Source organism: Pseudomonas sp. FEN, assembly GCF_904067045.1.
GTDB lineage: Bacteria > Pseudomonadota > Gammaproteobacteria > Pseudomonadales > Pseudomonadaceae > Aquipseudomonas.
In genome coordinates, this window is sequence record NZ_CAJFDC010000024.1 from 78,284 (window position 1) to 98,151 (window position 19,868).

Annotated in this window: 16 protein-coding genes; 14 read left to right on the plus strand and 2 right to left on the minus strand. The window is 61.9% G+C overall.

Going from position 1 to position 19,868, the window contains the following annotated elements; genetic code table 11:
* Window positions 1-21: 21 nt before the first annotated feature.
* Both PFEN_RS20920 and PFEN_RS20925 read right to left on the minus strand, forming a co-directional pair.
* Window positions 22-744, minus strand: coding sequence for a TylF/MycF/NovP-related O-methyltransferase (locus PFEN_RS20920; RefSeq protein WP_100938982.1), 723 nt, complete (start codon window positions 742-744; stop codon window positions 22-24).
* Complete coding sequence (locus tag PFEN_RS20925) at window positions 741-1,607, minus strand: hypothetical protein (RefSeq protein ID WP_191488615.1); 867 nt, start codon at window positions 1,605-1,607, stop codon at window positions 741-743. Before PFEN_RS20925 ends, PFEN_RS20920 begins: the two co-directional genes overlap by 4 nt.
* Before the next feature lie 337 nt (window positions 1,608-1,944).
* Between PFEN_RS20925 and PFEN_RS20930 the strand changes: the two genes are divergently transcribed.
* From PFEN_RS20930 to PFEN_RS20995, 14 genes are all read left to right on the plus strand, one after another.
* Window positions 1,945-2,685: a flagellar basal body rod protein FlgF gene (locus tag PFEN_RS20930; protein ID WP_191488616.1), complete on the plus strand. Its 741-nt coding sequence runs from the start codon at window positions 1,945-1,947 to the stop codon at window positions 2,683-2,685.
* A gap of 46 nt (window positions 2,686-2,731) precedes the next feature.
* Window positions 2,732-3,517 carry a flagellar basal-body rod protein FlgG gene (gene flgG / locus PFEN_RS20935; protein WP_191488617.1) on the plus strand — a complete coding sequence of 262 codons (786 nt, stop codon included), beginning with the start codon at window positions 2,732-2,734 and terminating at the stop codon, window positions 3,515-3,517.
* Window positions 3,518-3,572: 55 nt separating this feature from the next.
* Entirely contained in the window at window positions 3,573-4,250 is a 678-nt protein-coding gene (gene flgH, locus PFEN_RS20940) for a flagellar basal body L-ring protein FlgH (RefSeq protein WP_191488618.1), read from the plus strand.
* 11 nt (window positions 4,251-4,261) lie between these two features.
* Complete coding sequence (locus PFEN_RS20945; protein WP_191488619.1) at window positions 4,262-5,371, plus strand: flagellar basal body P-ring protein FlgI; 1,110 nt, start codon at window positions 4,262-4,264, stop codon at window positions 5,369-5,371.
* 10 nt (window positions 5,372-5,381) lie between these two features.
* On the plus strand, window positions 5,382-6,674 hold the full coding sequence (gene flgJ / locus PFEN_RS20950) for a flagellar assembly peptidoglycan hydrolase FlgJ (protein ID WP_191488620.1): 1,293 nt from the start codon (window positions 5,382-5,384) through the stop codon (window positions 6,672-6,674).
* Window positions 6,675-6,684: 10 nt separating this feature from the next.
* Window positions 6,685-8,736 (plus strand): flagellar hook-associated protein FlgK, encoded by a 2,052-nt coding sequence (flgK, locus tag PFEN_RS20955; protein WP_191488621.1) that lies wholly within the window; start codon window positions 6,685-6,687, stop codon window positions 8,734-8,736.
* Between the two features lie 13 nt (window positions 8,737-8,749).
* Entirely contained in the window at window positions 8,750-10,315 is a 1,566-nt protein-coding gene (locus PFEN_RS20960) for a flagellar hook-associated protein 3 (protein WP_191488622.1), read from the plus strand.
* 112 nt (window positions 10,316-10,427) lie between these two features.
* Entirely contained in the window at window positions 10,428-14,021 is a 3,594-nt protein-coding gene (locus PFEN_RS20965; protein WP_191488623.1) for a glycosyltransferase, read from the plus strand.
* Window positions 14,022-14,321: 300 nt separating this feature from the next.
* Complete coding sequence (gene rfbF, locus PFEN_RS20970; protein WP_191488624.1) at window positions 14,322-15,095, plus strand: glucose-1-phosphate cytidylyltransferase; 774 nt, start codon at window positions 14,322-14,324, stop codon at window positions 15,093-15,095.
* Entirely contained in the window at window positions 15,077-16,159 is a 1,083-nt protein-coding gene (gene rfbG / locus PFEN_RS20975; RefSeq protein ID WP_191488625.1) for a CDP-glucose 4,6-dehydratase, read from the plus strand. The genes rfbF and rfbG overlap by 19 nt, the downstream gene beginning before the upstream one ends.
* Window positions 16,156-16,716, plus strand: coding sequence for a dTDP-4-dehydrorhamnose 3,5-epimerase family protein (locus PFEN_RS20980; RefSeq protein ID WP_191488626.1), 561 nt, complete (start codon window positions 16,156-16,158; stop codon window positions 16,714-16,716). The genes rfbG and PFEN_RS20980 overlap by 4 nt, the downstream gene beginning before the upstream one ends.
* Window positions 16,713-17,939: a class I SAM-dependent methyltransferase gene (locus PFEN_RS20985; RefSeq protein ID WP_191488627.1), complete on the plus strand. Its 1,227-nt coding sequence runs from the start codon at window positions 16,713-16,715 to the stop codon at window positions 17,937-17,939. The genes PFEN_RS20980 and PFEN_RS20985 overlap by 4 nt, the downstream gene beginning before the upstream one ends.
* Window positions 17,936-18,802 carry an NAD-dependent epimerase/dehydratase family protein gene (locus PFEN_RS20990; RefSeq protein ID WP_191488628.1) on the plus strand — a complete coding sequence of 289 codons (867 nt, stop codon included), beginning with the start codon at window positions 17,936-17,938 and terminating at the stop codon, window positions 18,800-18,802. Before PFEN_RS20985 ends, PFEN_RS20990 begins: the two co-directional genes overlap by 4 nt.
* On the plus strand, window positions 18,792-19,862 hold the full coding sequence (locus tag PFEN_RS20995) for a class I SAM-dependent methyltransferase (RefSeq protein WP_191488629.1): 1,071 nt from the start codon (window positions 18,792-18,794) through the stop codon (window positions 19,860-19,862). Before PFEN_RS20990 ends, PFEN_RS20995 begins: the two co-directional genes overlap by 11 nt.
* The last annotated feature ends 6 nt before the right edge of the window (window positions 19,863-19,868 follow it).

A 19,868-nucleotide genomic window follows, 5' to 3' on the forward strand; every position in this document is an offset into this window, starting at 1 on the left:
TTTTGAAGGGTCAGGACCGCATCAGATGTGGAAGTAACCCACGCACGAGTCGAACGGCAGGCGCTTGAGTTCGATCTTGTTCATGTCGAACACTTCGCGCAGGGCCTTGGTTTCGCCCGGGAAGTTGCGATAGGCAACCTCGTCGAGGACCACGATGGCGCCTTTGGGCATGTACGGCAGGAAGGTTTCCAGGGCGACCTTGGTCGGCTCGTAGAGGTCGGTGTCGAGGATCAGCATGGCCACCACCAGGTCCGGACGGGACTTGACGAACTCCGGCACGGTCTTGCAGATGTCGCCCTTGACCAGTTCGCAGCGCGGGATGCGGTTGACCGGACGCAGCAGGTCGTTGGCATCGATCATGTCCTGGATCAGCGACTGGTCGGTATCGGAGAACATGTTCTCGTTGATGTCGGCCGGGTCTTCATCCTTGTTGATGCTGGTGAAGCCTTCGAAGGTATCGAAGCCGACGATCGAACGGTTGATGGCGTAAGGTTCCAGGATCATCGACAGGTGCATGTAGAGCATCAGCGAGTTGCCCTTGTACACGCCACATTCGATGATCGCGCCCGGCACGTCCATGACCTTCTTGAACAGCTCCATGCGCGACAGCGCGGCCGTCACGTTGATGCGGTTGGCGAACACGAACGGCGCGTCGGCCACGTACTCGGCATCGACCCGCTTGAGCACGCCGGCGCGGGTTTCATTGTATTGGGCCTCGGCAGGCGTAATGCGGCGCTTGGTCATTGATAGATTCCTTGGAAATTCGAGAAGTCGTGGGCGTGGAAGTAGTCTTTGAAGCCGGCCCCAACATCCGGGCAGGCGCTGTCGACGTTGGGGGCGCCGCGCTTGTGTTGCAGGTCATCCAGGTGCATCAGGCGGAAGTCCACGCTGAAACGGGTTTGTTCGGTGTAATTGGGTACGGTGCCATGCAAATGTGAACCGGAGAAGATCAGCATCTCGCCGGTGTTGCCGGCAATGCGGATTTCCGACGCGGTGTCGATCTCGGCCAGCGGCACCGGGTGCACGCGTGCTTCTTCGGTCAGGTTGTCCTTGGCTTTGTGCCGCTGGTTGTTGATCCAGTCGTTCAGGCTCCAGTCCTTCGAAGTGTTGAGTACCGGCTTTTCGAAGTAGCCGGGGTTGATCATCATGGTCTGGTCCGGGGTAATGGTGTAGACCGGCATCCAGGTATTGATCTGGCAATCCACGCTGCCGTACCAGCTGTCGCGATGCGGTTTGTAGGCATAGCTGACGCCAGCGTGCAGGTAATTGTAGTTGGGCACCACGCGCAAGCGCGGGACGTCGAAGATGTACTCGCGCGGGTCGAGGCCGACCTCATGGATAAACCCCAGGATCAGGTCCTTGACGCGCTGGCTGTTGGTGAACTGGCCTTTGAGGCGGGTGACCCGGCTGACGAATTCTTCGACCGGCATCATCTTGTGCAGGGACTGGTGATCGGTTTCGCCGTCGAAGGCCAGGGTGATGCTTTCCTTGGCGAAGACACAGAGTTCCTTGGCGGTCGCCAGCTGGGTATCCAGGAAGATGTCACCTGAATAGATCGCTTCCTTGAAGTCGGCTTTTTTCTGTAGCTGGTTGATGTACAGGTTCACTGTAGTCCTCCTGAATACTTGTGGCTGATTCTGAATGTCGGCAGCCCCTGGGCAAACTTAATCTCGTTCGCCGTTTGCCAGGTTGGCTTGCAAGGTCCATTCCAGGGTGGTTTTTCTGACGCCAGCCTTCCTGGGAGGGGAAGACCGAAACTTGCCGCCAGCGGCATAAGGGCGCCGTTTTTTCGTCTGGCCTCAAGGCCTTGGAAACCCGTGAAATGTACTCAAGCCCCCGGCCCAGTGGCTTGTCCTGCGTCAAAAAACAAGTTGGTTCGGAAATTGCTTGCGCCTCTCGCAGTACAGCGGTGGCGGCAAACGTCCGTCAGGAAGAGGAAAGACTGTGGACAAGTACCTTTACGTGGCAATGACCGGTGCCAGCCAGAATGCCCTGGCGCAAAAGGCCCATGCCAACAATCTGGCGAACCTCTCGACCAACGGTTTTCAACGCGACCTGGAACAGGCCCGTTCGATGCCGGTGTTCGGCGACAGCTTTCCGTCGCGTGCCTATGCCATGACCGAGCGTCCGGCCACCGACTTCACTGCCGGGCCCATGGTGCAAACCGGTCGCGACCTCGATGTGGCGGTGTCCGGCGACGGTTGGGTTGCCGTGCAGACGCCTGATGGCGGTGAGGGGTATGTGCGCACCGCGAGCATGAATATTGACGCCCTTGGCGTGCTGCGCGCCGGCAACGGCATGCCGGTCATGGGCAACTCCGGGCCGATCGCCGTGCCGCCGGAGTCGAAGATCGAAGTGGGCGAGGATGGCACCATCAGCATTCGCTCCATGGGTGAAGGGCCGCGAGTGGTGGCCGTGGTCGACCGCATCAAGCTGGTCAACCCGGACCTCAAGTCCATGACCAAGGGACCTGACGCCTTGATTCATACCGCGGACGGTACGCCGGCACCTGCCGACGCCAACGTCAAGGTGGTGTCGGGGTTCCTGGAAGGCAGCAACGTCAATGCCGTCGAGGAAATGACTTCGGTACTGGCCCTGTCCAAACAGTTCGAATTGCACATCAAGATGATGAACACCGCCAAAGACGATGACACGGCTATGGCTCGGGTCTTGCAGAACAGCTAATCACCAGAACGTAGCGCCGTAAAACAGGCGCGCGAAGGAGAACAGAATGCTTCCGGCTCTATGGGTTGCAAAAACAGGTTTGGCGGCACAAGACACCAACCTGACGACTATTTCCAACAACCTGGCCAACGTCTCGACCACCGGCTTCAAGCGTGATCGCGCCGAGTTCCAGGACCTGCTGTACCAGATCAAACGTCAGCCGGGCGCCCAGTCGACCCAGGACAGCGAACTGCCGTCGGGTCTGCAACTGGGTACCGGTGTGCGGATCGTCGGCACCCAAAAGAACTTCACCGCCGGTAGCCTGCAAACCACCGACCAGCCGCTGGATATGGCCGTCAATGGCCGGGGGTTCTTCCAGATCCTGCAGCCGGATGGCACCACGGCGTACACCCGTGACGGTACCTTCCACCTGAGCAACACCGGTCAGATTGTCACCGCCAGCGGTTTCACCCTGCAGCCGGCAATCATCATCCCGAACAATGCCCAGACCTTCACCGTCGGCAAGGACGGCACGGTCTCGATCACCGTCGCTGGCAACCCGGCTTCGCAAGTGATCGGCAATATCCAGACCGCCGACTTCATCAACCCGGCCGGCTTGCAGGCCGTGGGCGGCAACCTGTTCCTGGAAACCGCCGCCAGCGGTGCGCCGCAAGTCGGCACGCCGGGCCTCAACGGTTTCGGTACCACAGAGCAGAGCACCCTGGAAACGTCCAACGTCAGCACCGTGGAGGAGATGGTCAACATGATCACTACCCAGCGTGCCTACGAGATGAACTCCAAGGTGATTTCCACCGCCGACCAGATGCTCCAGTACGTCGCACAGAACCTGTAATCAAGTCTATGAGGCGGCCTGAAGGGCGCCTGCAACACCGTGAGGTAATAGGGTCATGAATCGGTTGTTTTCCATGCTCGCGTTGAGCGCGATGGCGCTGCTGGCTGGCTGCATGAGCCCGCCGCCCAAGCCCAATGACCCGTATTACGCGCCGGTGTTGCCGCGCACCCCGCTGCCCGCCGCGGCGAACAACGGTTCGATCTACCAGGCAGGTTTCGAGCAGAACCTGTATGGCGACCGCAAGGCTTTCCGGGTCGGCGATATCATCACCATTACCCTGAACGAAGCCACCCAGGCCAGCAAGAACGCCAACTCCGACCTGTCGAAGAAGGACGCCAACAACTTTGGCCTGACCTCTCTCTTCGGTTCGCCGGTGACCAGTGGCAACGTCAACCTGGGGATCGGTTATGGCGGTACCAAGACCACTGACGGCACGTCCAAGGCCGCGCAGAGCAACAGCCTGACTGGTTCGATTACCGTGACCGTGGCCGACGTGTTGCCCAACGGTATTATTGCCGTACGCGGCGAGAAGTGGCTGACCCTCAACACCGGCAATGAGCTGGTACGCATCGCCGGGATGGTCCGGGCCGATGATATCGCCACCGACAACACCGTGCCGTCCACTCGCGTGGCCGATGCGCGCATCACCTACTCGGGTACCGGCGCCTTTGCCGATACGAGCCAGCCGGGTTGGCTCGACCGCTTCTTCCTCAGCCCGCTCTGGCCTTTCTAGGTGCTATGACCATGTTCAATCTCAAGCATCTGATGGCGGCCGTGCTGCTGATGTCCACCGCTTGCGCTGTCCAGGCCGAGCGTTTGAAGGACATTGCCAGTATTTCCGGTGTGCGTTCCAACCAATTGATCGGTTACGGTCTGGTGGTCGGCCTCAATGGCTCGGGTGACCAGACCACCCAGACACCGTTCACCCTGCAGACCTTCAACAACATGCTCTCGCAGTTCGGCATCAAGGTACCGGCCAACGCCGGTACCGTGCAGTTGAAGAACGTCGCGGCGGTGTCGATCAGTGCCGATCTGCCGGCGTTCGCCAAGCCGGGTCAGGTGGTGGATATCACCGTCTCGTCCATCGGTAATGCCAAGAGCCTGCGCGGCGGCACCCTGTTGATGACGCCGCTCAAGGGGATCGACGGCAACGTCTACGCCATCGCCCAGGGCAACCTGGTGGTGGGTGGTTTCGATGCTTCGGGCGCGGACGGTTCGAAGATCACCGTCAACGTTCCATCGGCCGGTCGTATTCCTGGCGGGGCCTCGGTAGAGCGGGCGGTACCGAGCGGTTTCAACCAGGGCAACAGCCTGACCCTGAATCTCAACCGTTCCGACTTCACCACCGCCAAGCGGGTGGTCGACAAGATCAATGACATGCTCGGCCCGGGCGTGGCCCAGGCCATCGATGGCGGTTCGATTCGCGTGACCGCGCCGCTGGATCCGAGCCAGCGGGTCGACTACTTGTCGATCCTGGAAAACCTCGAGGTCGACCCGGGCCAGGCGGTGGCGAAAGTCATCATCAACTCGCGTACCGGCACCATCGTGATCGGCCAGAACGTCAAGGTGTCGCCGGCCGCGGTGACCCACGGCAGCCTGACCGTGACCATTACCGAAGACCCGATCGTCAGCCAGCCGGGGCCGCTGTCCAATGGCACCACGGCAGTGGTACCGCGTTCGCGGGTCAATGCCCAGCAGGAAGCCAAGCCGATGTTCAAGTTCGGCCCGGGGACCACGCTGGACGAGATCGTCCGTGCGGTGAACCAGGTTGGAGCGGCGCCAGGCGACTTGATGGCGATTCTCGAAGCCTTGAAACAGGCCGGCGCCCTGCAAGCCGACCTGATCGTGATTTGAGGCCGTCGATATGGACATGCGCAAGAGCGGGCTGGTCAGCACCAGCGACTCCGGTGCCTACAGCGACCTGAATCGACTGAACAACCTGAAGGTCGGCAATCGCGACAGCGACGCCAATATCCGCAAAGTGGCGCAGGAGTTCGAATCGCTGTTCATCGGCGAAATGCTCAAGTCCGCGCGCTCGGCCAGTGATGTGCTGGCCAAGGACAATCCGCTCAATACGCCGACGACCAAGCAATACCAGGAAATGTACGATCATCAGTTGGCCGTGACCATGTCGCGCCAGGGTGGTGGTATCGGCTTGGCCGATGTGCTGGTGCGGCAGATGACCAAGAACAAACCGACGCGGCCTTCCGAGGGTGGGCTCAAGGTTGGGCCGCCAGCCGGTACGGTTGCGGTCGAAGCGCCGGTGGAGACACCGATCGGCGCCGGGACCACCACGACGGCGACCTCGGCTTCACCGTTCGTGCGCTCCAATGGCCAGCATCCGCTATGGGCTTCGCGGGTCGCCAGTCCGCTGCATAACAGCGACGGTAGCCTGCGCAACGATATGGCCAAGATCAACCAGCGCCGCCTGTCCCTGCCGAGCAAGTTGACCGACCGTCTGGTGGCCGGACTGGTACCGTCGGCCGATGGCAGCCTGGCCGCGGTCAATACCCAGGCCTTGCCGGAGCGCAACAGTGCCTCCACCGATTCCTTGCTCCAGGGACAGGCTGCCCGCAGCCTGAGCCGGGTGCCGGCCAGCGGCATGCAGATCTACGGTCGCGCCGTGGCCCAGCCGCCGTTGGCGCCGGCCAAGCACGCCTTCAGCTCGGCCGACGAATTCGTCGCCACCATGCTGCCGATGGCGGAGCAGGCGGCCAGGCGCATCGGTGTCGACCCCCGTTATCTGGTGGCCCAGGCGGCCCTGGAAACCGGTTGGGGCAAATCGGTCATGCGCCAGCAGGACGGCAGCAGCAGTCACAACCTGTTCGGCATCAAGGCCGGCAGCAGTTGGCAGGGGCCCCAGGCTCGCGCCATCACCAGCGAGTTCAAGAATGGCCGGATGGTCAAGGAGACCGCGGACTTCCGTTCCTATGCCTCCTATCAGGACAGCTTCCACGACCTGGTGACCATGTTGCAAAGCAATAATCGCTATCAAGATGTGCTGAAGTCGGCCGATAAACCGGAACAGTTTGTACGCGAGTTGCAAAAGGCCGGGTATGCCACCGATCCGGACTACGCCAGCAAGATTTCGCAAATAGCAAAACAGATGAAGAGCTACCAGAACTACGCTGCGGCGGGCGCTTCCACGAATTTATAAGGTCTGAATCATGAGCTTGCTCAATATCGGTATGACGGGGTTGAACGCGGCCTCGACGGCTTTGACAACCACCGGCAACAACATTTCCAACGTTGATACCGCCGGTTATTCGCGCCAGCAGACCGTGCAGAGCACCAATCCCTCGGAGAAATACGGCAGCGTATTCATCGGCACCGGCACGACCCTGGCGGACGTCCGTCGGGTCTACAGCGCCTACCTGGATTCGCAGTTGCAGACCGCGACCTCGCTCAGTAGCGATTCGTCCTCGTACCTGGCCCAGGTCACGCCGACGGACACCATGCTGTCCGATACCAACACCGGCATGACCGCATCGTTGCAGAAGTTCTTCTCCTCCCTGCAGAGCGTGTCGAGCAGCCCGACGGATGATGCGTCCCGTCAGACGACGCTGAACAGCGTCCAGGCCTTGAGCGCCAAGTTCAACTCCATCGCCCAGCAGTTGAACAACCAGAACACCGGGATCAACACCAACCTGTCGGACATGGCCAGCCAGGTCAACAAGCTGGCGAGCAGCATCGCCCAGTACAACGACCAGATCTCCAAGATCGCCACCTCCGCCGGCTCGCCGAACGATCTGCTGGACCAGCGCACCGAGGCGGTTCGCCAGTTGTCCCAACTGGTCGGGACCCAGGTGGTCGAGCGCGGTTCGAGTTATGACGTCTACATCGGCAGCGGTCAGCCACTGGTCATGGGCAACAGTACCAACACCCTGTCCGCCGTGCCGAGCAAGAACGACCCGAGCCAGTCGGCGTTGCAGCTGGATCGTGGCACCAGTACCGTCGATATCACTTCTACCGTGACCGGCGGCGAGATCGGTGGTCTGCTGCGTTATCGCAGCGATGTGCTCGACCCGTCGATGAACGAGCTGGGGCGCATTGCCCTGGTCACGGCCGACCAGATGAACAAGCAGCAGGCCCAGGGTATCGACAAGAACGGCAACTTCGGTTCGGCGATCTTCAACGATATCAACAGCGCGGCCCTGATCAGTCAGCGCAGTATTGCCAGTTCGAACAACAGCGCCGGCTCCGGCAACCTGAACGTAACCATCGCCGACACCGGTGCGCTGACCACCAACGATTATCAGGTAACCTTCAGCAGCGCGACCAACTACAGCGTCATCCGCTCGGATGGCACCAACATGGGCGCCTTCAGCACCACGACCACGCCAGCTCCGGTGATCGACGGGATCACCTTGAGCCTCAATGGCGGTGGCGCGATGAGTGCCGGCGACACGTTCAAGGTAACCCCGACCCGTAGCGGCGCCAGTGACATCCAGACGGTGATGACCAACGCGCAGAACATTGCCGCGGCGGCGCCGCTGACTGGCGTCACCAGCGCCAACAATGGCGGCACCTACACCCAGCCGACCCTGGTCGACCAATTGGGTACCGCCAACGCGACGAATAACGCCCAGTTGCAGGATGCCATCAAGTACGGCACGCCGGCCAAGATCGTCTTCGGTGCTCCTGGCACGGGGGCGTCGGCGGGGACCCAGGGCTACACCCTGACCGATGCCCAGGGCAACGTGATGGGCACCGGCACCATCGTGCCGGGGCAGGCGAACACCCTGAACCTGAAAGTGAACATGGTCGACTCCAGCGGCAACCCGGTGTTGGACGGTGCAGGCGTGCAGAAGACCTTCACCGTTCAGACCACGGTCAGCGGCAACCCGAAAACCGGCGAAAGCTTCACCATGTCCATGACCGGCGCCGGTTCTTCGGACAACCGCAACAGCACCGCGATGATCGCCCTGCAAACCAAGCAGACCGTGGGCACCAATGCAGCGAACAAGGGCAGCAGTCTCTCGGGCGCCTACGGCACGCTGGTCTCCAACGTCGGTACCAAGGCGGCCCAGGCCACCTCGGACAATACGGCCACGACGACGATCCTGACCAACGCCAAGAGCTCCCGTGATTCCCTGTCCGGTGTCAACCTCGACGAGGAATCCGCCAACCTGGTCAAGTACCAACAGTACTACACGGCAGCGTCGCAGATCATCAAGGCCGCCCAAACCATCTTCAGCACGCTGATCAGCAGCCTTTAAGGAGTCGTGATTCATGCGCATTTCCACCGCCCAGTATTACGAAACCACGGCCGCCAACTATCAGCGCGGCTACAACGACACGCTCAAGACCAGTGCCGAGGCCAGCAGCCTGGTCAAGGTCAATACCGCCGCCGACGACCCGGTGGGCGCGGCGCGGCTGCTGCAGTTGGGTCAGCAAAGTGCTGCGTTGACCCAGTACGCCAGCAATATCAACTCGCTGAAAGGTGCATACAGCCAGTCCGAGACTGCCCTGACTTCGATTCAAAGTTCGATGCAGCGTGCCCGCGAGTTGGCGCTGGCCGCCAACAACGGTACCCAGACCGACGCCGATCGCCAGGCGGCGGCCCAGGAGCTCGGCCAGGTCCAGCAAACGATACTGGGCCTGATGAACAGCCAGGACGCCAACGGCAACTACCTGTTCGCGGGTTCGAAGACCAATACCCCGCCGTATACCGCCAATTCGGACGGTACCTACAGCTACAACGGTGATCAGTCGCAGTTGAACCTGGCGATTGGCGAGAATACCGCGGTGGCCGGGAACATCACTGGCTGGGAAGCTTTCCAGCAGTCGATCAACACCGCCCGTACCCAGTCCACCATGACTGCGCCGGCCGTGGACGATGGGCGGGTGACCCTGTCCAACGGCCAGGTCAGCAACAATTCGACCTATGACGCCAAGTTTGCCGGCGGCCAGCCTTACACCATCAGTTTCCTCAGCAGCACACAGATCAAGATCACCGATGCGGGTGGCACCGATGTCACCTCCGAAGCCAGCCAGAACGGTGTGATCAGCAACAGCAATGGCGCGAACCAGACGGTCACCTTCCGCGGGGTGGACCTGGGCTTGAACATCAACCTCAAGTCCGGCGATGTACCGGATACCGTGATTGCCGGGCATACCTTCACCCTGGCTGCGCAGCCGGACACCTTCAATACCTCGCGCAGCGCGGGCAACCCATCGACGGCGGTGGTGACTGCGGCGACCACGACCAACCAGGCGGCCTACGACAGTACCTTCCCTCCTGGCGGTGCGATCCTCAAGTTCACCAGCGCCACGGCCTATGACCTGTACGCGGCGCCGGTCACGGCCAGCAGCAGGCCGGTGTCCTCGGGCACCATGGCCGGTTCGACGGCGACGGCGGCGGGTGTCAGCCTGACCTTCAGCGGTGCGCCAGCGACGGGCGACCAGTTTGTGGTCCAGCCCAACAATCACCAGACCCAGAATATCCTCGACACGCTGAACCAGATGATCACGGCGCTGAATACACCGGCCGACGGTAACCCGGTTGCCCAGCAGAAGCTGCTGGCGACAATGGGCGCCGGTATCAGCAATATCACCAGCGCGATGAATCAGGCCGGCAGCGCGGTCACCTCGATCGGTTCCCGAGGCCAGGCCCTGGACGACCAGAGCGCCACCAACCAGAGCCTGGTGCTGGCCAACACCAGCAGCCAATCGGCGATTCGCGACTCCGACCCGGCTGAGGTGATGACCCGTCTGACCCTGCAGCAGACCATGCTGCAGGCGGCGCAGTTGGCGTTCAGCAAGATCAGCCAGTTGGGCCTGTTCAACAAGATCTGATTCGACCCGGGCGCGAGAGCGATCACTGCTCTCGCGTCTCTATCAACCGCCTTTTTCAGCGGTTCCAGTGGCTCGTCCGTTCGGGTGAGTCCCGCCGCTTGCGAGCCCCGTCGTGAATCCAGCCCCACTCGTCAGCCTCGTCATTCCCGCCGTCAATCCACGTTTTTTTGGCAAAGCCCTGCACAGTGCGTTGAACCAGAGCTACGGTAATCTTGAAGTCATCGTTTGCGATGACAGCCAGGGTGACGAGATCGGCCGTTTGGTCGAGGCCGCGAACGCAGAGGGTGGCCGGACGGTGCGCTATGTCCGTCACTCGCACAAGCTCGGCCATGTCGGTAACGTGCTCGCGGGCCTCGAGCTGGCCCAGGGTGAGTTCATCAAGTTTCTCTATGATGACGACCAGCTGTTTGGTGCCTGTATCGAACGTCAGGCGCAGGTTCTGGTCGAGCAGTCCGACGTCAATCTGGTGCTGGCACAGCGGATGTTCTGGGACGCCGACGATATGCAGCTTCCGGTGCGGCTGGAGAATGCGACGCTGGCCCCCAATTGCTCAGTGTTCAAGGGTGAGGACCTGCTGGCGATTTTCGAGACCTTTCCGGTCAACATTCTGGGAGGCTTCAGCAATGCGCTGTTGCGTCGCGCGGATGTGCTGGAATGGTTGCCGGCCTTGACCCAGCCGGACCATTGTTTTGTCGCTTCGTTGGAGCTCGCGCTTTACATCTGTCTGTTGCGTCGCGGCAATATGGTGATGCTCAACCATGTCCTGAGTGTCGAGCGTCGTTATCCGGAGCGTCCCAATCGACAGCAGGCGATGCGCGAGGCAGTGCTCTCGGAGCGTGAATGGTTGGTACAGATGCTCAAGGCGCGCAGTGGCGAATCGGCGCCGGCCCATGGCTGGGTCCGTTTGTTGCCGTTGACCCGTGCCCAAGAGTCGCCACGCGTCTGGGGTGAGCTGGCGTTGCTGCGGACCCTGGGGACCAAGCAGACCACCGAGATCTGGCGAGTCGGTGTTACCAGCGAAAGTTTTTCCGAAATGTATGCCCAGTGGCTGGCCTGTCGGACCCTGACCGAGCCCGAGCGCAAGCTGCTACCCGATGCCCTGCTCGAGTGGTCGTGGCAGCCGAAGATCGTGGCCGTGGTCATCGATCGGGAAACCGGTGTCGCCGGCCTGGAGAGTACCCTGCAGAGTCTGGCCGGGCAGCTCTATCCGCCGGAATTGACCCTGGTACTGTCCGATGCCTGCAGCGAAGCCGTCCTGTTGGACCGGGTGTTTACCTTGCCCTTGCAAGAGGATTGGCAGCAGCAACTCAATGAGCTGTTGGCTCAGGTCGAGGGGGCTGACTGGTTTTATCTGTTACATGCCGGCGATCGTTTGGTCGAGCCCGCGCTCCTGGTGCTGGCCGATCGTATCGTTCAGACGAGCGAAGCAGTCTGTTTCTACAGCGACGAAGGTCGCTTGCGCGACGGCGAGCCGGCGGAGCCGGTTTTCAAACCCGATTTCAACCTGGATCTGATGCGCAGCTACCCCTATGTGGGGCGTGTGCTGGCCTTCAAGCGCGAACCTTTCCTGGCGCTCGGTGGCTTCGAGTCGCGCCATGGCGAATTGGCGCCTCACGACTTGCTCTGGCGAATGGTCGAGCAGGTCGGTACCCAGGCGGTCGGACATGTCGCCGAAGTGTTGGTGGAGTCTGTACTGTCGCTTTCCCAATGGATGTCATTGCCGGCGTTGCTCGAACTGAACGCGCAGGTGCTCGAGGCGCATCTGTGGCGTCTCGGCGTGGCTCATGAACTGCGTGACAGGGGGCAGGCGCTGTTCAATCGGGTGGATTATCTGCACGCCGATCGACCGCTGGTGTCGATCATCATCGTCTGCAAGGATCAGTTGGCGGCGTTGCAGCGTTGTGTCGAAAGTCTGTTGGAAAAAACCGCTTACAGCGAATACGAGCTGCTGCTGGTGGACAATGGCAGTGAAAATCCCGAGACGCTGGCCTGGCTGAGCGCCATGGCCAGCATGGGCAGTGAGCGTTTGCGCGTCCTGACCTTTACACAACAGGAGAGTGCGGCTGTTATCAATGCCGCTGCCGGACACGCCAGGGGCGACTATCTGCTGTTGTTCAGCCCCTACCTGGTTGTGACCGATGGCGTTTGGCTCGACGAGATGCTGAACCACGCGCAGCGTCCGGAAGTCGGCGTAGTGGGCCCCAAGCTGTTCAATGCCGACGGACGAGTGGTGCACGCCGGCCTGGTGCTTGGATTGCACGGGCCGGCGGGCATTCCTTTCTATGGCGAGCCCCGGCAGTCCGCGGGTTATATGCATCGTTTGCAGGTGGCCCATGACCTGAGTGCGGTCGGCGCCGATTGCCTGATGGTGCGCAAGGACGTGTTTGACAGCGTCCAGGGGCTGGATGAAGCACTGTTGGGCCAGACACTGCATGAGGTCGATTTGTGCCTGAAGATCGGGCGCGGCGGTTATCTGGTGGTCTGGACCCCTCATGCGCAATTGGCCCTGGGGGCTCGCCCAAGCGTCGCGCTCGAGGCGGATCAACAAGTCTCCCGCGAGCGTGAGCAGGAGGCGTTCTACTTGCGTTGGTTGCCGGTCATCGCTCGCGATCCTGCCTACAATCCCAACCTGAGCCTGCGCACTCTGGGCAACGGCAGTTTCGGTCTCGAGCCGGGTCTGCTGTCCGGGTGGAGTCCGTTTTCAGTTCGCAGCCTGCCGAAGGTCCTGGCTATTCCGGTCAATGCCTCGGCCATCGGCCACTATCGGGTGACGCAGCCATTGATCGAATTGCAGGCCGCGGGGCGAGCGGTCGGGCGGGTCATGTATGAAATGCCCTCGATTATCGAGGTGGAGCGTCAGTCTCCTGACGTTATCGTGCTGCAGGGGCGTTATACCGAAGGGCCGATCAATGAATGCGTGCCGCTGAAGACCTACTCGAATGCCCGGCGCATCTACGAGCTGGATGACTATGTGATTCAGCCGACCAAGAAAAACGCCCACGTCCGCAATATGCCGACCCGTGACGAGATGGAGGCGCTGGTTCGTCGTGGCATAGCCCTGTGCGATCGGGTCGTGGTGTCGACCGCGCCTCTGGCCGATGCCTTGTCGTCCATGCACAGTGATATTCGTGTCGTTCCCAATATGCTCGCGACGCATCTGTGGACGGGCTTGAAGGGCCAGCGCCGCACCTCGAAAAAGCCCCGCGTCGGCTGGGGTGGCGGCACCAGTCACTCCGGCGACCTGGCGGTGATTGCCGATGTCGTGCGCGAGTTGGCGACGGAAGTCGATTGGGTCTTTTTCGGCATGTGCCCGGAGGAGCTGCGCCCCTACATGCATGAGTTCCATGGGGTTATCGGGTTGGAGGTCTACCCGGCGAAGCTGGCGAGCCTGAACCTGGACCTGGCCCTGGCACCGCTGGAGTTCCATATCTTCAATGACTGCAAGAGCAACCTGCGCCTGTTGGAGTACGGGGCCTGCGGTTATCCGGTGATCTGCACCGATACCAAGGCCTATACCGGGTACCTGCCGTGCACGAAGGTCAAGACCAATACCACCGATGAATGGCTGCAGGCCATTCGCATGCACCTGGCCGACCCCGATGCCAGCTACCGCATGGGTGACGAACTGCGCGAGATCGTCCTGCGCGACTACATGCTGCGCGGCGACAACCTGCGTTACTGGGAGAACGGCTGGCTGGCCGATTGATCCCCCTCTCAAGCATGACGCGAACCTGAGCCGGCTTGCCGGCGAAGAGGCCGGCAAGTCTTGCCTCGATCTCGCGGACCTCATCGCCGGCAAGCCGGCTCAGGGTTTGCGCAGGCGTCTTCGGCGGGCCCGGCCTGTGGAGCTGGCGCGTTTCCTGCAAGTCCCCCTGCATATCGCCATAAATCGTGCATTTGGCGGCGCGGCCCACGGGCCGTGAGCCGATTACCGCGATTTGACCCGGCAGTCTGGGAAGTCCCACAGCGCCTGAACAGGCCCTGTGTCGAACAAGAGGGGACGTTGATGAAGGCAGTTATTCTGGCGGGTGGCCTGGGCACGCGGATCAGCGAGGAATCGCACCTCAAGCCCAAGCCGATGATCGAGATCGGCGGCAAGCCAATTCTCTGGCACATCATGAAGCAGTACTCCGCCCACGGTATCCACGACTTCGTGATCTGCCTGGGGTATAAGGGCTACGCCATCAAGGACTTCTTCGCCAACTACTTCCTGCACACCTCCGACGTCACCTTCGACATGAGCAACAATCGCATGGACGTTCACCAGAACTACAGCGAGCCGTGGCGCGTGACCTTGATCGATACCGGCGAAGACACCATGACCGGCGGCCGCTTGCGCCGTGCCGGACGTTACCTGGAAAACGAAGAGGCTTTCTGCTTCACCTACGGTGACGGCGTCTCGGACCTGAATATCGGCGCGTTGGTGGACTTCCATCGCTCCAGCGGCAAACTGGCGACGGTCACCGCCGTACAGCCGCCAGGTCGCTACGGCGCGCTGGAGCGCGATGGCGACATGGTCCGTGGCTTTATCGAAAAGCCCCGTGGCGATGGCGGTTGGATCAACGGCGGTTTCTTTGTCCTGTCGCCCAAGGTGCTATCGCTGCTCAGTGACGACAGTACCGTCTGGGAAGCCGAACCGTTGACGGAACTTGCCACCCTGGGGCAACTGAACGCCTTCCAGCACGACGGTTTCTGGCACCCGATGGACACCCTGCGTGACAAGAATCACCTGGAGCAACTGTGGCAGAGCGGGGAGGCCCCATGGAAGCAGTGGGACTGAGCCCGGCCTTCTGGCGCGGCAAACGGGTCCTGCTGACCGGCCATACCGGTTTCAAGGGCAGTTGGCTGGCGCTGTGGCTCGAGAGCCTGGGAGCCGAGGTTAGCGGCTTCGCCCTGGACCCGGCCACCGAGCCCAGTCTTTTCGCCCTGGCCCGCGTCGACGAAAGCCTCAACGACCAGCGCGGTGACCTGCGCGACCTGGGCGCCTTGCTGGAGCTGATCGCCGAGACCGAACCGGAAATCGTCCTGCACCTGGCGGCCCAGCCGCTGGTGCGCGAGGCCTATCGCGATCCGCTCGGCACCTATTCGAGCAATGTCATGGGCACCCTCAATCTGCTGGAGGCGATTCGCCAGGTCGGCGGCGTGCGCGCTTGTGTATTGGTCACCACCGACAAGGTCTACGCCAACCAGGAATGGGCCTGGCCCTATCGCGAGAACGAAGCCCTCGGCGGCCATGATCCCTATAGCAGCAGCAAGGCCTGTTGCGAGCTGCTGGCCCAGTCCTACGTGGCCTCCTTTTTTCCTGCTGAACGCTACGAGGCCCATGGTCTGGCGGTGGCAACCGCGCGGGCCGGGAATGTCCTGGGAGGCGGCGACTTTTCCCCGGAGCGGCTGATTCCCGATGTACTTCGGGCCTGGTCGGCGGATGAGCCGGTGACCCTGCGTTATCCACAGGCGGTACGGCCCTGGCAGCATGCGCTGGAGCCACTGGCCGGTTACCTGCAACTGGCCGCCGCGCTCTATGAGCGCGGGCCGGAAGTGGCCGGGGCCTGGAACTTCGGGCCGGGTGAAGACGATATGTGCAGTGTCGGCGACGTGGTCGGGCGGCTTGCCGAACGCTGGCCACAAGCGCCGGGTCTGCGTGTCGAGCCCAGTGAACTGCATGAGGCCGGCCTGTTGCGCCTGGACAGCAGTCGCGCCCGGCAATTGCTTGGCTGGCAACCGCGCTGGTCATTGCAGCAATGTCTGGAACACACCCTCGACTGGCACCTGGCCTGGAAAAACGGCGAGGACATGCGCAGCGTGACCCTGGCGCAACTGAATCTGTACCGGGGTGGGCTTTGAGTGAGTTCCTGATTCATCACTTGCCCCTCAAGGGCCTGTTCAGCGTGCAGCACAAACATCACGCCGATCAGCGCGGGCATTTCTCCCGGCTGTTTTGCGAAGGCAGCCTGAGCGCGTTCGGCGAGCCTTTCCATATCCGCCAGATCAATCATTCATGTACCCGTGAGCGCGGCAGCGTGCGTGGACTGCATTATCAGAACGCACAGGCGCCGGAAGCCAAACTGATCACCTGCCTGCGCGGTGAGGTCTGGGATGTCGCGGTCGACCTGCGTGTGGATTCACCGACCTTCCTGCACTGGCATGCCGAACACTTGCGGGCTGGCGACGGTCGCAGCGTGTTGATTCCCGCCGGCTTCGCCCATGGTTTCCAGGCCCTGAGCGACGATGCCGAGCTGTTGTACCTGCACAGCGCCGACTACACGCCGGACTGTGAGGGCGGCCTGTCGGTACTCGACCCACGCCTGGCCATCGTTTGGCCCGAGGCTGTCAAAAATCTGTCGGCCAGGGATGCCAGTCACCCCCTGATCGACGCGTCTTTTCCTGGAGTGCGTTTATGAACTGCCGAGGTTGCGGTACCCCGCTGGTTTTGCCGCTGATCGATCTGGGCACCGCACCGCCGTCCAACGCTTATCTGCGGGCTGACCAGCTGGATCAGGCGGAGCCATGGGTACCATTGAAAGTCGCGGTGTGCCAGAGCTGCTGGCTGGTGCAAACCGAGGACTACACCCGCGCCGATAGCCTGTTCGACGCCGACTACGCCTACTTCAGCTCGTTTTCCAGTACCTGGCTGGCCCATGCCGAGCGCTATGTGGCGGAGATGGTCGAGCGCTTCGCGCTGACCGCCGACAGCCGGGTGGTCGAGGTAGCCGCCAACGATGGCTACCTGCTGCAATATGTGGCTGGGCGTGGCATCCCTTGCCTGGGCGTCGAGCCAACCCGTAGCACCGCGCAGGCGGCGCGGGACAAGGGCCTGGAGATCCGCGAGCTGTTCTTCGGGCGGGACACCGCGTTGCAGTTGCGCGAGGAGGGCTGGGCGGCCGACCTGATGGCAGCCAACAACGTGCTGGCCCATGTCCCGGACATCAATGATTTTCTCCAGGGCTTCGCAACGCTGCTCAAGCCCACGGGGGTGGCGACCTTCGAGTTCCCGCACCTGCTCGCCCTGATCGCCGGGCAGCAGTTCGATACCTTGTATCACGAGCACTACTCCTATCTGTCGCTGACCGCCGTGCAAGCCTTGTGCGAGCGCAACGGCCTGGAGATCTTCGACGTTGCTGGCTTGCCGACCCATGGCGGTTCCCTGCGGGTCTTCGTGCAGCGCGTCGACGGTTCGCGGCGCGCGCCGCAGCCGGTGGTGCGACAGGTGTTGGCGGCCGAGCTGGCCGCGGGGGTGAAAACCCCGGCGTTCTACGCCACCCTGGCCCCGGCCGCCGAGCGCATCAAGCACGGCCTGCTGCGGTTCTTGCTGGAGGCCAAGGCCGCGGGCAAGCGCGTGGTGGGTTATGGCGCGGCGGCCAAGGGCAACACCTTGCTCAACTATGCCGGGGTCAGGCCCGACCTGCTGGCCTGGGTCGCCGATGCCAACCCGCACAAACAGGGCAAGTTCCTGCCAGGCAGTCGTATTCCCGTGGTCTCGCCCGAGCGTATCGAAGCGGAAAAACCGGACTACGTGTTGGTGTTGCCGTGGAACCTGTTGCAGGAAGTGAGTCAGCAACAGGCCAGCGTGCGTGAGTGGGGCGGACGCTTTGTCGTCGCCGTTCCCGAGTTGACGGTCCTGTGAGCGCGCTCAACGTGTTGGTGACCGGTGCGACCGGCTTTGTCGGTCGCCATCTGGTCTCGGCCTTGCTGGCGCGCGGACATTCGGTACGGGCTGTCGCCCGCGATCCTGAAACCGCCCGAAGCCTGCCGTGGATCAATGAGGTGGAATTCCTCTGTGCCGACCTGCATGCCACGGACCTTGACGTGACCACCCTGACCGAGGGCGTCGATGCCCTGGCGCACCTGGCCTGGCCAGGATTGCCGAACTACCAGGGGCTGTTTCACTTCGAACATAACCTGTTCGCCGATTATCGTTTTATCAAGCAGGCGGTCGAGGCCGGTGTGCCGCAGGTGCTGGTGACCGGCACCTGCTTCGAATATGGCATGCAGAGCGGGCCGTTGAGCGAAACGACAGCGGCGCAGCCGAGCAATCCCTACGGCCTGGCGAAGAATACCCTGCGCCTGTTCCTGGAGACGTTGCGCCAGCAAAAACCGTTCAACCTGCAATGGGCCCGCCTGTTCTACTTGTACGGCGAGGGGCAGAATCCCAACAGTTTGCTGGCCAGCCTGGACCGCGCCATCGAGGCCGGCGACAGTCACTTCAACATGTCGGCGGGCGAGCAACTGCGCGACTACCTGGCCATTGAAGTGGCCACCGATTACCTGGCCCGGCTGCTGGAACAGCGGGATTTTTCCGGCGTGGTCAATTGTGCCAGTGGCCGGCCGATAGCAGTCAGGACCCTGGTCGAGCAGCGCCTGCGTGAGCGCGGCTCGTCCATTGAACTCAACCTGGGTCACTACGGTTATGCCAGTCACGAGCCGATGGCGTTTTGGGGCGTGGCCGAGCGCTTGCAACAGCTACTGGGAGTCGAACATGGCGCATGAGTTGTATCGAGCGAGCGATCTGCCGGTCCTGCAGAACCGCACCTTTGCCGACGCGGCCTCGGCCAGGGCTTCGGCTAGCGCCGATATCGTGTTGGTGCAGGATGAAGTCAGCGGGCTGATTTTCAACCAGGCCTTCGATGCCAACAAGTTGAGCTACGACAGCGATTACCAGAACGAACAGGCCCATTCCGGCCAGTTCCAGCAGCACCTGAACGATGTGGAAGGCATCATTGCCCGGCACTTCAAGGGCCGCAGCCTGATCGAGGTCGGTTGTGGCAAGGGCTATTTCCTTGAGCTGCTGCGCGGCCTGGGCTATGCCATCACCGGCATCGATCCAGCCTATGAGGGCAGCAATCCCGAGGTGATCAAGGCGCCGTTCACTCGTGGCCTGGGCCTGGCCGCCGATGCCCTGGTGTTGCGTCATGTACTGGAGCATATCGCCGACCCGCTGGCCTTCCTGACGGCGATGGCCGAGGCCAATCAGGGCGGACAGATTTATATCGAGGTGCCGTGTTTCGACTGGATCGTCGAGCACCGGGCCTGGTTCGACCTGTTCTATGAACACGTGAATTACTTCCGTCTCGATGACTTGCGCCGTTTGTTCGGCACTGTGCATGAAGCCGGGCACCTGTTTGGCGGGCAGTACCTGTACATCGTCGCCGACCTCGGCAGTCTGCGCCTGACGCCGACCGAGCCGGTGCGACGCCAGCAATTGCCGGATGATTTCACCGGCAGCCTGGCCAAGGCGATCGGCATTATCCGCGAGGCGCCCGAACAAGGTTCCTGTATCTGGGGCGCGTCCTCCAAGGGCGTGATCTATTCGTTGTTCCTGCAGCGGGCGGGGGTGGCGGTGGACCAGGTGGTGGATATCAACCCGGCCAAGCAGGGGCGCTACCTGCCGCTCAGCGGTGTGCGTGTCTCGTCGCCGCAGGAGGCCCTGGATAACTTGCCCATCGGTGCCAACCTGTTTGTGATGAATTCCAATTACCTCGAAGAAATCAAGCGCATGACGGCTGGACGCTACGTCTACCACGCCGTCGACAGTGCCTCCTTTCAATGAACTTTT